The sequence below is a fragment of the Bilophila sp. 4_1_30 genome (assembly GCF_000224655.1).
In the GTDB taxonomy this organism is placed as follows: Bacteria; Desulfobacterota; Desulfovibrionia; order Desulfovibrionales; family Desulfovibrionaceae; genus Bilophila; species Bilophila wadsworthia.
Window position 1 is genome coordinate 1,027,517 of sequence record NZ_JH114232.1, and the last position, 10,749, is coordinate 1,038,265.

The window sequence follows — 10,749 nt, forward strand, 5'->3', positions numbered from 1 at the left end:
CTTTCTTTAGAAAGGTTCCCTCTCCCCTCCCCCCTCATTTTCCCTACGGAATCATCTGCCCAAGAACCGCGCCGAACTGGGCGAGGAGGGTGCTTTGGGCCTGTACCATCGAGGGGATGTCGGGACCGGCGGGGGCGTGCTGCACAAAACGTCCCGACTTGAGCTCTTCGCCGCTCTCGTTCACGAGGCTCCAGCCTGCGTCGAGGATGACGCTGCCGTTGGGCGCACCGTCAAAACGGGCGATATCCACGGCAATGCGCCACTGGAAAGGCTGCTGCGAACGCATGGGAGAGGCCAGCCCTTTGCGGGGGGTCAGGGATGCGGACACGGCGTCGCAGAGCACCCGGGTCACGCCCTCGCCGAACGGCTCGCTCCAATGGTTGAACTCGGCCAACTCGACTTTGACGTCATTGCCGTCGCGCAGGAAGAGCTGGGGCCTGTCCAGATAGCCCGGAATGGACACGGGTCCGATGGCGACGCGTGGCCCGGAGATTTTTTCTTTGCCGGACTGGACCACATTTTCCACGGGGGAGGACAGCATGTAGAAATCGGGGCGTGGGCTGCGGCCGAGGGAACAGCCGCCAGCGGTGAGCAGTCCGGCCAGCGCCAGCAGGGCCAGCAGCAGGGAAGGGGCGCGCTTTTTCATATGGCTTCCTTTTTCCTTTAAGATGGGTAGCAAATGACCATGCTCAAGCGGCACAGCGTGTTTCCTTCATTGGCGTAGGCGTGTTTCCGATCCGCCTTGAAACGGATGGAGTCGCCATCGGCGATCCCCCAGCGTTCACCGTCGAGCAGTACGGTCAGCGCGCCGGAAAAAACAGTGATGAACTCCTGCGTCCCCTCGGGGTGCGGTTCGGCGTCAAGCCGGACGCCGGGATCCAGCTCAATGGCATACATCTCGAACCCCCGGGAACTGTCGAACGGAAAGACGGGATAATTCCTGTATTTTCCGTCTGTTTCAACAAAAGGCGTTATGGCGGAACGCGGGACGACTTCGACGTCCGTTTCCGGGCGCATCATGAGCGAAGTAAATGAAATCTTGAGCCCGTTCGCGATCTTCCAGAGCGTCGAGATGGTCGGGTTGGTCACGCCGCGTTCGATCTGGCCGAGCATGCTTTTGCTCACTCCGGAACATTTCGCTACGGCGTCAAGGCTGAGCTTCCTTTCTTCCCGCAGGCGTTTGAGGTTCTCCGCTACGATGTGGCCGATATTTTCCAAGGGCGTTATCCTGTCCATGTTTGACATTATAGTGCACAGATCGTATGCTCTATCGCACAAACTCAAAGGAGCTTCCGCCATGCCGTCGATTGCCGCTTTCCTGTCCTTCGCGTGCATCATGTCCTTTACGCCAGGCCCCAACAATATTATGGCGCTTTCCAGCGCGAGTGCGTACGGGCTCCGGAAGGGGCTCCGTTTCTGCTTCGGCGTCCTGCTGGGCGTTCTGGGGCTCATGACGGCATGTGCGCTGTTTGGCGCGGCGCTGTTCCGGTTTTTGCCCGACGTGGAACCCACAATGCGTGCCGTCGGCGCGGCGTATATCCTCTGGATGGCCTTTGGCGTCTGGCGGTCGGGATCAGGAAACGAAGATTCCCGCCTTGTACCGGTCAACGGCGTCGTTTCAGGGATGCTGCTGCAATTCGTCAACCCCAAAGGCATCCTCTATGGGATAACCGCCTTCTCGTCCTTTGTGCTTCCTTACTACGATTCCTTTATGGCTTTGGCTGTTTCCATCGGCGTGCTCTCGGCTGTCGCCTATGCCGGGACATGTTTTTGGGCGCTTTTTGGAGCCGTATTCCGCCGTTTCCTCCAGAACCACCATACCGCCGCCAACGCGAGCATGGCGCTCCTGCTGGTGTGGTGTGCCGCATCCCTGTATACCTAATTATCTCACATGGATGTAATCCGCTTCCGCGTCCTTGGGCCCATCGCGTCATTTTTAAGGATACAGTCCTGTGCCCAATCAAGCGCACAGGACTCCGCTTTCAACCCGGTCCCGCTACGATTTGAACTTCCCGACACCCTACCAGTCGAAAGTCTTTGGTAGAGGAGGGGAGGAGCCCCAATACGTTCCTTTACCGTACCTTCCCGCGCAGCACTGCTTCGGGATTGCGTTCAAGCGTGTTGGCGAACACGCGAACGGCCCGGGCCGCTTCGGTGATTTCGCGGATGGCCTGATTCAGTTCGATGACGGTCGTACTGTTTTTGCTGACCACGCCACGGGCGGAAACGACAGTCATCTCCGTCTCTTTGGCTACGTTGTCGATGCGGCTCAGGACATGCGACGCCTGTTCCAGCGCCGCGGACAGCCGCTTGTCCGTATCCTGCGCCAGCTTTGTATACGGTTCTGCAAGCCCGCGGATGCTCGTCAGCGTCTTGTCGAGGTTGGTCCCGATATCCTGAAGCTGGACCACCAGCTTGTCGATGTGGCCGATCAGCTGTTCCGTCCCAGAATTGCTCAGGATTTTTTTGACGCCTTCCGTAATGTCGAGGACATTCGAGGCGATGTCGTCATACGGCAGCGTCGTGAGCGTTTGCAGGATGTTGTCGAATTGCGACGGGATGGTGGGAATCTCGGGCACGTCGTCGTATTCTTTGACTTCCTTGATGGGATAAGGGATCTGGCTTCTGGGGTAGAAATCCATCTCGATCATGAGCTGGCCGGTGAGCAGGCTCTGGGTCGCCAGCGTTGCCCGCAGGCCGTGGCTGACCAGGCGATCGAGATATTCTTTTTTGGATATGTCGCCGTCGGAAACGGAAAACCGCCCTTCGTCCTTTTTGTTCAGTTCGATGAACACCGGCGTCTGGAACACTAAATTATCAAGGTCGCCCGTGAGCCGGATTTCGACGACGCGCCCCACCGGGACGCCGCGGAACAGGACCGGAGAGCCTACGGAAAGCCCGCTGATGGAACCGTCGAAAAAGAGCACGTAACGGCTTGTCGTCTGGAACAGCTTGCCTGAGCCGAAAACGGCGATAGCGAGCAGCAGGAGGGCTGTGGCCCCGACGACGAAGGCTCCGATGAGGGTTTTGTTGGCTGGCTTGCTCATGAGCGGTATCCTTTGGAGGAGGTGGGGCAGGAGTCGGTTTTGCCGCGGTTCAGGAAACGGACGATGTCGGGGTGCGCCTGATCGCAGCGAAGGACATGGGGATCGCCGCCCGTGATCATGGTGTGGGTCGCCGCATCAAGGAATACGCTGTTGTTGCCGATGGTAAAGATGCTGTCGAGATCGTGGGTGACGACCACGACGGTCATGCCCATGTTCTCCTTGAGTTCGAGGATGAGCTCGTCCAGCAGGGCGGCGCTGACCGGGTCGAGCCCGGCCGAAGGCTCGTCAAAGAAAACGATTTCGGGGTCCATCGCCAGCGCGCGGGCGAGCCCGGCGCGTTTGCGCATACCGCCGCTGATTTCGGACGGGTAATAATCCTCGAATCCGGCAAGGCCGACGAGCGCGAGTTTGAGGGAGGTCTGTTCCCTGATCTCGGCGGAGGAAAGCTTCGTATAGCGCTGCAAGGGCAGGGCCACATTCTCGGCGAGGGTCATGGAGCTCCACAGCGCGCCGCTCTGGAAGAGCAGGCCCACGCCGCTGAGAAGTTTTTGGCGCTCGCTTTCGGTCCCGGCCCAAAAGTCCTGTCCCCTGTAGAGCACTTGCCCCTTTGTAGGCTGGAGCAGGCCCACGAGGACGCGCAGGAGCGTGCTTTTGCCGCATCCGCTCGGCCCCATGATGATGAATACGTCCTGACGGTTTATCGTGAAGTTGAGATCCTTCTGCACGACGTAGCTGCCGTAGCCGACCGTAAGGTCCCGCGCTTCGATGATGGGTGTGGAGGTATTCATATATTCAAAATATTGCAGAGGATGGTGAGGACAGCCGTGGACAGCACGATGCCCACGATGGAATAGACCACGGCCGAGGTGGTCGCCTTGCCGACTGCTTCGGCGTTGCGGCCGCAGCGCAGGCCCTGGTAACAGCCGGTTATGGCGATGAGCATACCGTAGACCGCGCCGTGCACCATGCCCACCCAGAGGTTGTTGATGTTGAACCCTTTCTGGGTAAATGTATAGTATTCCATGGGATCAAGGCCGAGCATCCCGACGCCGACGATGAAGCCGCCCATGATGCCCATGAAGTCGGAATAGAGAACGAGCAGCGGGGTCATGGCGGTAAGGGCGAGGATACGGGGCATGATGAGGTAGTCGGAAGGTGCCACGCCGAGCGTGGTGAGAGCGTCGATTTCCTCATTGACCTGCATGGTCCCGATGACGGCGGCATAGGAGGCGCCGGTGCGGCCCGCGAGGATGATGCCGGTCATGATCGCGCCCATGATGCGGGTCATGCTCACGGCCACGAGGCTGGAAACGTAGATTTCCGCACCGAACATCTTGAGCTGGATCACGCCGACGAAGGCGAGGATCAGGCCCACGAGCAGGCTGATCAAAGAGACGATGGGCAGGGCGTCCACGCCGCTTTCCTGAACGGCGAGCCAGACGTTTCCCGACGTGCAGGAAGAGCGGCCCCGGAACAGCCTGCCGACGCTGAGGACAATTTCGCCGATGAAATCGAAAATGTCGCGTGCCATGCGGGGCACCGCCAATGCAAAGCCGCCGACCCGTTCGAGGAAGGTCGTCTTTTGGGCCTTACGCTGCGCGGCGGTGTTCGGGGGGACCGCAAGGGCCAGTCTGGTCAGGTTGCGGATGCCCTCGGGGAGGCGGGCGTCATCAAGCGGGATGTCGTGTTCTTTGGCGAGGGTGACGAGCCGGGTGGTGACGACGAGCACGCCGCTGTCCCATTCACCGAGTTCCTCGCCGAGGAGTTCGACGCTGCGGGCCTCTTTGAGGAGCCTCTCCGTTTCACACAGCGCTTCGTCACGTTCCGTAAAAAAGTTGGTCCCAAGCAGATCCCGTTTCCACTCGCCGCTGAAAATGACGCGCAGGACGCCCTCCGAGCTCTCGGCGTGTAACGCGCCTCCGAGCGGGGCGGACGCCCTGCTTTTTGTCATCGGTTCGGCTGCCATCGTCAGGCGGGCTTGCGGCTGACGGATACTTTGGCGGGGCGCAGCAGGCGGTCTTTCAGGCGGTAGCCGCGCTGGTGCAGGGTGCTGACCAGGCCGGGTTCCATATCATCCCGCTCTTCATAGGAAACGGCATCATGGACATCGGGGTTGAAGGGTTCGCCCACTTCCCCGGCGACATCGAAGCCGTGGTTCTTGAGCGCGTCAAGGAGCAGCTTCCGGGTCATGATCACGCCGGTGAGCAGGCTTTTACAGGTTTCGTCGTTGCCGCCGTATTGAATGGCGAGATCAAGGCTGTCCAGCGCGGGCAGGAGATCCTTGAGCACCGGCTCGCTGGCGTAGCGCATATATTCGTCATGGTCACGCTGGATGCGTTTCTTGAAATTTTCCATTTCCGCGAGGGCGCGCAGCCGGGTCTCGTCCGCTTCGGTCTTGACCGTGCAAGTGGGGCAAATCTCTTCGCGGAACTGCTCCTCAAGCGTTTTTTCAGGGGCCTGCGCGGTTTCCGCGAGGTTTTCTTCGGTGGCGCCGTTCTGTTCCTTTTCGGTCTGGGGATCACGTGTATCGGTCATGCTAGCTCCTTAATGATCATATTCGGCGACGCGCCGTCTCCGTGACGCATCTGCCAACACTCTATATAGGACTGAACCCGTATTCGGCAACACTTACCTTGCTTCGGCAAGCCAGCAGCAGACTTCCCGGGCGCCGTCGGGCCCGGCGGATTCGATGACGGGCGGCGTCTTGAAACAGCGCTCGTGCGCTTCCGGGCAGCGCGGCCGGAAGGGGCATCCCTGCGGGAGATCGCCGGGCGAGGGGACTGTGCCGGGGATGGCGTCCAGCTTCGCCGAAGGGGGCGTGTCGAGCGTGGGCGCGGAGCGGATAAGGCCCCAAGTATAGGGATGGCGCGGTTCGGCGAACAGAGCCCGCACGGGCGCGCGCTCCACGATGCGCCCGGCATACATGACGCCCACTTCGTCGGCCATTTCCGCCACCACGCCGAGATCGTGGGTGATGAGCAGAAGCCCCATGCCGCGCTCGCGGGAAAGATCGCCGAGCAGGGCGAGTATCTGGCCCTGTATGGTCACATCGAGGGCCGTGGTCGGCTCGTCGGCGAGCAGGAGGCGCGGTTTGCAGGCCAGCGCCATGGCGATCATGACGCGCTGGCGCATACCGCCGGAAAGCTGGTGCGGGTAGTCGCGGACGCGCATGTCCGGCGCGGGTATGCCGACCAGCCGGAACAGTTCCACGGCTTCGGCGAGCGCGGCCTTCTTTGGCAGGCGCAGGTGACGCATCAGCGGCTCCGCGACCTGCTCTCCCACCCGGATGACCGGATTGAGCGAGGTCATGGGTTCCTGAAAGATCATGCCGATGTCGCGCCCCCGCACGCGTTCCATCGCGGATTCGGACAATTCGGCGAGATCGCGGCCTTCAAAGAGGATGCACCCGGCGGCGAGGCGCCCCGGTTCGGGGATGAGGCGGAGCAGGGACAGCGCCGTCATGCTCTTGCCGCAGCCGGATTCCCCCACAAGGCAGAGCGTGCGCCCCGGATGCAGCGTGAACGACACGTCGCGCACCACGTCGAACGGGCGTTCGCAGGCGTCGAACCGCACGGTGACGCCTTCCGCCTGCAACAGCGGGGCGGAGGAGGCCGGGATTGGGGAAGATGCGTTTGCGGAAAGGGACATGGGGCGCTCCGAAGAAAGTTGCGAATAAAAAAAGTATAGACGAGATGCGGGTTAAGGGCAAGAAACCGGGGATGCCGGGCAAAATGTTCTCATGCCGCAATTGACATTTATTTTCAAAAATCTATAGAAAGGGCAGATCCAATTGGTATCATAAGGGAGTGGGTATGGACGCGGAGCCTGTTTTCATCACTGGAAGCGTTTTTTCGTGGGAATCCCTGCTCGCCGTGTCGATCATCGTTGCGGCGTGGTTTGTATGCCGCAGGATCAATGTCATGAAACGTCCGGTATGCAACGGCGGCTGCGCCGGTTGCTACGGGGCCCGTCAGGGCCGGGGATGTGCTTTCCCAGAGGGGCGGCGGCGCCGGATGTGACGATAAAGTTGAAGCTGGGGGACAATATGTTTGGATTTTGCCATAGAAAGCGCGGAGAGCATGATTGCGCCGAAGCCCGTTCGTGCGGCGGCGAAGGCTGTCCCATCTCCAAGGAGATGCGGGAAGCCGGGCTCATTTCCCTGCGCAGGATGAAGGAGGGGCAGAAAGCCCGCATCGCCCATGTGCAGGCCAGCGGAGAGCTGGGGCGGCGCATTCGGGACATGGGGCTCATCCCCGGCGCGGAAGTGGAAGTGGTGGGGCGCGCCCCGCTGCGCGATCCGGTGGCCCTGCGCCTGCCTGGGTTCACGCTCAGCCTCAGGAACAACGAAGCCGACTACATCGTCGTCGAACCGCTGGAACAGGCGGGCTGAGGCGTCATGGAGTCGCAGCTTACCATAGCCCTCGCGGGCAATCCGAATTCGGGCAAGACGACGGCCTTCAACGCGCTGACCGGTTCGCACCAGCATGTGGGCAACTATCCCGGCATTACCGTGGAGAAGAAGGAAGGCTTCATCAAGATGCCTTCCGGCCGGTGTGTGCGCTTCATCGACCTGCCGGGGACGTATTCCCTGACCGCCTACACGCAGGAGGAGACGGTCGCCCGGCATGTGCTGGCGCAGGAACGGCCCGACGTGGTCATCGACGTGCTCAATGCGGGCGCGCTGGAGCGCAACCTCTACCTGACCATCCAGCTTCTGGAACTCGGCGTTCCCGTGGTGCTGGCCCTGAACATGATGGATGAGGCCGCCAAGCAGGGCATGACCATTGATATCGAGCGCCTGTCGCAGCGTCTGGGCTTCCCGGTCATGGCGACCGTGGCCCGCACGGGCGAAGGGCTGCCCGAACTCTTGAAGGCGACGGAAGCCTATATCGAAACCAAGCGCGGCGAGCCGTGGGAGCCGCTGCATATCTCGTATGGGCCCGATCTTGATCCCGTGCTGCGGGATATGGAAGCCGCCATTGCCGAGGCCGGGCTGCTGGCTTCGGAATATCCGGCACGGTGGGTCGCGCTCAAGCTGCTGGAGCAGGATGAGGAAATCCTCACCCGCAGCCGCGCCGAAGCCCCGGAGCTTGCCGCCGATCTGGAGCGGCAGGTGGATGAGGTGGCGCGGCATTTGCGGGATACGCTGAATACGTGGCCCGAGGCCGTCATCGCGGATTACCGCTATGGGTTTATTTCCTCGCTGCTGCGGGACGGCGTGCTGATCCGGCTTCAGGACATGCACGCGCGCATCCAGTTCTCGGACCGCATGGACAAGCTGCTGACGCATCCGTTTATGGGCCCGGCGATCATGCTCGGCGTGCTCTATCTGCTTTATACCGTTACCTTCACCATTGGGGAGATCCCGATGGGCTGGGTGGAACAAGGGTTTGCCCTGCTGCGCGAAGGCGCGGACGCCGTGCTCCCCGACGGCCAGCTCAAGTCGCTGGTGCTTTCGGGCATTATCGACGGTGTGGGCGGCGTCATGAGCTTTGTCCCGCTCATTATGCTGATATTCCTTCAAATCGCCTTTCTTGAAGATACCGGGTACATGGCGCGCATGGCCTACATGCTCGACCGTATTTTCCGTATTTTCGGGCTGCACGGCTGTTCGGTGATGCCGTTCATCGTGGGCGGAGGCATTGCTGGCGGCTGTGCCGTGCCCGGCGTGCTGGCGGCCCGCACCCTAAGGAGCCCCCGCGAAAAGATCGCGACGCTGTTGACCGTGCCCTTTATGGCCTGTGGGGCCAAGCTTCCGGTTTTCATCCTTTTTTCCGGCGTCTTTTTCCCCGGCCATGAGGCGGCGGTCATGTTCGGGCTGACGCTCACCGGCTGGGTGGTGGCCCTGCTCACGGCGCGGCTGCTGCGCTCGACGATTATCCGTGGGCCGTCCACGCCGTTCGTTATGGAGCTTCCGCCCTATCGCCTGCCCACAATGCTCGGTCTGGCGATCCATACGGGCGAGCGTACGTTCGAGTATTTGAAGAAGGCCGGTACGGTCATCCTCGCCATTTCCATCATCCTGTGGGCGGCTATGGCGTATCCGCGGCTGCCGCTGGACACGCGGGCGCATTTCGCGGGCGAGCAGCAGACCATCGAAGCGAACCTTGAAGCGGCGAAGGCTTCGGGCGGCGATGTGGCCGCTCTTGAAGAGCAGCTTACGGCCTTGCACGGCGAGCGCGCGGAGCGGGCACTTCAACACTCGTTTGCAGGCCGCCTCGGCATGGCGCTGGAACCGTTGACGCGTCCCGCCGGGTTTGACTGGCGCACGGACATCGCGTTGGTGGGCGGTTTTGCGGCAAAGGAAGTCATCGTCGCCACGCTCGGCACGGCCTATTCCCTCGGCGACATCGATCCCGAAGATCCCACGCCGCTGGCGCAGCAGATCCGCAACGACGGGCGCTGGACGCCCGCCACCGCCTTGGCTCTGCTGGTGTTTGTGCTGCTGTACGCGCCCTGTCTGGTGACTGTCGCCGCTATCCGGCAGGAGACGGGTTCGTGGGGCTGGCCTGTGTTCAGTATGGTATTCAACACGCTGATCGCGTTTGGAGCCGCCGTTGCCGTGCGGCATGTGACGATGTTGTTTCTATAGATGAAATAAAGAGAGAGGAGATTTTTCGAAAAAGAGAGGTACACCCGAAACTCTTTCCCTTTTTTCGCGATACATCTCCGTGTGTTGATATAAGAGCCTCTTTATTGGTTGTTTTTGTTTTGCGGGTTCAAAAATGAAAATCCCCAGAGTGGGGAAGCTGATCTCTCAGAAAACGGATAAGGGAGCATTCGTAGAAATGCTCCCTTATTTTTGTAAAAAGAGCATATTGGGTTTACATCATTGTTGCGAGGGTATAGATACTCGCCGAAGGTATTTCTTCTTTTTTCGGGAAGGTACTCTTTTTACGTCACCGGACAGTTTGCTTTATGTAACTATATATTGTTGAATAAAGTGGTATTATTTTTTTGTATGCCGTTTTATTCAGTGCAGCGCCGTTTCTTTGTGAAACCTTCATGAAGAAACAGCTAGGATATTTTGCGAATAGCGCTGTACGCGGATATCGAAGGCCTTTACTTGAATCACGAGGTACTCTATAGATGAAAAAGATTCTATCACGAGCCTCATACATGTGATTTTTCCGTTCAGGCTTAAGACGTTTTCAACATTTGTGGATGGAGGTCTACGATGCGAAAGGACAGGGGACAGCAGGGCTTCACGCTCATTGAAATCATTTCCGTCTTGGTCATCCTCGGCATTCTCGCCGCTGTGGCCGTTCCGAAGTACTATGATTTGCAGAAAGAGGCCCAAACCAAAGCTGCAATGGCCGTTGTTGCCGAAGTGCAGGCCCGTGTGAACCTGAAGTTCGGGCAGGAAATTTTGCACGGTGGCTCCTGCGCCGAAGCGGTAACGGCAGCTGAGGGTCTTGTAACAAGCCCTACTGATTTGGGAGGGTGGAAGCTGACTACAGGGACCAAAGACAATAATGTTTATACCGTTACTAAAGCATTGCCTCCAGGAGGTACTGAAGGTACGGATGAGGTTTCCCTCACCGATGCGAAGATCAGTCTTCCTGATTGCACGCAGGCGACTGATGCTCCTGCTAACCCGTCGTAACATTTTATTATAAATGAAAAAGAGGCGATTCCTTAAGGAATCGCCTCTTTTTTTCCATACAACGGAACTCCCTCCGCGTATCCTCCCCACCAGCCG

At 59.7% G+C, this 10,749-nt stretch carries 11 protein-coding genes; 4 read left to right on the top strand and 7 right to left on the bottom strand.

Features of this window, described 5'->3' with window-relative positions:
- Positions 1–43: 43 nt before the first annotated feature.
- Together HMPREF0178_RS11140 and HMPREF0178_RS11145 are read right to left on the bottom strand one after the other, a co-directional pair.
- On the bottom strand, positions 44–646 hold the full coding sequence (locus HMPREF0178_RS11140; RefSeq protein WP_009733497.1) for a membrane integrity-associated transporter subunit PqiC: 603 nt from the start codon (positions 644–646) through the stop codon (positions 44–46).
- Positions 647–663: 17 nt separating this feature from the next.
- On the bottom strand, positions 664–1,218 hold the full coding sequence (locus tag HMPREF0178_RS11145) for a helix-turn-helix domain-containing protein (protein WP_005025239.1): 555 nt from the start codon (positions 1,216–1,218) through the stop codon (positions 664–666).
- Positions 1,219–1,297: 79 nt separating this feature from the next.
- On the opposite strand from HMPREF0178_RS11145, the gene HMPREF0178_RS11150 reads away from it, so the two are divergent.
- Positions 1,298–1,882, top strand: coding sequence for a LysE family transporter (locus HMPREF0178_RS11150; RefSeq protein WP_009733498.1), 585 nt, complete (start codon positions 1,298–1,300; stop codon positions 1,880–1,882).
- A 190-nt stretch (positions 1,883–2,072) separates the two neighbouring features.
- On the opposite strand, the gene HMPREF0178_RS11155 is transcribed toward HMPREF0178_RS11150, so the two are convergent.
- The 5 genes from HMPREF0178_RS11155 to HMPREF0178_RS11175 form a co-directional block, all read right to left on the bottom strand.
- Positions 2,073–3,047, bottom strand: a complete 975-nt coding sequence (locus HMPREF0178_RS11155; protein ID WP_005025243.1) for an MlaD family protein — start codon at positions 3,045–3,047, stop codon at positions 2,073–2,075.
- Positions 3,044–3,835 (bottom strand): ABC transporter ATP-binding protein, encoded by a 792-nt coding sequence (locus HMPREF0178_RS11160; protein WP_005025245.1) that lies wholly within the window; start codon positions 3,833–3,835, stop codon positions 3,044–3,046. The genes HMPREF0178_RS11155 and HMPREF0178_RS11160 overlap by 4 nt, the downstream gene beginning before the upstream one ends.
- Complete coding sequence (locus HMPREF0178_RS11165) at positions 3,832–4,998, bottom strand: ABC transporter permease (protein WP_232281258.1); 1,167 nt, start codon at positions 4,996–4,998, stop codon at positions 3,832–3,834. The genes HMPREF0178_RS11160 and HMPREF0178_RS11165 overlap by 4 nt, the downstream gene beginning before the upstream one ends.
- 17 nt (positions 4,999–5,015) lie before the next feature.
- On the bottom strand, positions 5,016–5,582 hold the full coding sequence (grpE, locus tag HMPREF0178_RS11170; protein ID WP_009733500.1) for a nucleotide exchange factor GrpE: 567 nt from the start codon (positions 5,580–5,582) through the stop codon (positions 5,016–5,018).
- A gap of 93 nt (positions 5,583–5,675) precedes the next feature.
- On the bottom strand, positions 5,676–6,695 hold the full coding sequence (locus HMPREF0178_RS11175; protein ID WP_009733501.1) for an ABC transporter ATP-binding protein: 1,020 nt from the start codon (positions 6,693–6,695) through the stop codon (positions 5,676–5,678).
- Between the two features lie 487 nt (positions 6,696–7,182).
- Between HMPREF0178_RS11175 and HMPREF0178_RS21300 the strand changes: the two genes are divergently transcribed.
- The 3 genes from HMPREF0178_RS21300 (at position 7,183) to HMPREF0178_RS22910 (ending at position 10,653) form a co-directional block, all read left to right on the top strand.
- Positions 7,183–7,437 carry a FeoA family protein gene (locus tag HMPREF0178_RS21300; protein WP_005025255.1) on the top strand — a complete coding sequence of 85 codons (255 nt, stop codon included), beginning with the start codon at positions 7,183–7,185 and terminating at the stop codon, positions 7,435–7,437.
- Between the two features lie 6 nt (positions 7,438–7,443).
- Positions 7,444–9,639, top strand: a complete 2,196-nt coding sequence (feoB, locus tag HMPREF0178_RS11190; RefSeq protein WP_009733504.1) for a ferrous iron transport protein B — start codon at positions 7,444–7,446, stop codon at positions 9,637–9,639.
- A 585-nt stretch (positions 9,640–10,224) separates the two neighbouring features.
- Positions 10,225–10,653, top strand: a complete 429-nt coding sequence (locus HMPREF0178_RS22910) for a prepilin-type N-terminal cleavage/methylation domain-containing protein (RefSeq protein WP_009733505.1) — start codon at positions 10,225–10,227, stop codon at positions 10,651–10,653.
- Positions 10,654–10,749 lie beyond the last annotated feature (96 nt).

Bases quoted from the DNA above. Each gene is read 5' to 3' on its own strand.
- HMPREF0178_RS11140 (WP_009733497.1), bottom strand. From the start codon at position 646: ATGAAAAAGCGCGCCCCTTCCCTGCTGCTGGCCCTGCTGGCGCTGGCC.
- HMPREF0178_RS11150 (WP_009733498.1), top strand. From the start codon at position 1,298: ATGCCGTCGATTGCCGCTTTCCTGTCCTTCGCGTGCATCATGTCCTTT.
- HMPREF0178_RS11155 (WP_005025243.1), bottom strand. From the start codon at position 3,047: ATGAGCAAGCCAGCCAACAAAACCCTCATCGGAGCCTTCGTCGTCGGG.
- HMPREF0178_RS11160 (WP_005025245.1), bottom strand. From the start codon at position 3,835: ATGAATACCTCCACACCCATCATCGAAGCGCGGGACCTTACGGTCGGC.
- HMPREF0178_RS11165 (WP_232281258.1), bottom strand. From the start codon at position 4,998: ATGACAAAAAGCAGGGCGTCCGCCCCGCTCGGAGGCGCGTTACACGCC.
- grpE (WP_009733500.1), bottom strand. From the start codon at position 5,582: ATGACCGATACACGTGATCCCCAGACCGAAAAGGAACAGAACGGCGCC.
- HMPREF0178_RS11175 (WP_009733501.1), bottom strand. From the start codon at position 6,695: ATGTCCCTTTCCGCAAACGCATCTTCCCCAATCCCGGCCTCCTCCGCC.
- HMPREF0178_RS21300 (WP_005025255.1), top strand. From the start codon at position 7,183: ATGCGGGAAGCCGGGCTCATTTCCCTGCGCAGGATGAAGGAGGGGCAG.
- feoB (WP_009733504.1), top strand. From the start codon at position 7,444: ATGGAGTCGCAGCTTACCATAGCCCTCGCGGGCAATCCGAATTCGGGC.
- HMPREF0178_RS22910 (WP_009733505.1), top strand. From the start codon at position 10,225: ATGCGAAAGGACAGGGGACAGCAGGGCTTCACGCTCATTGAAATCATT.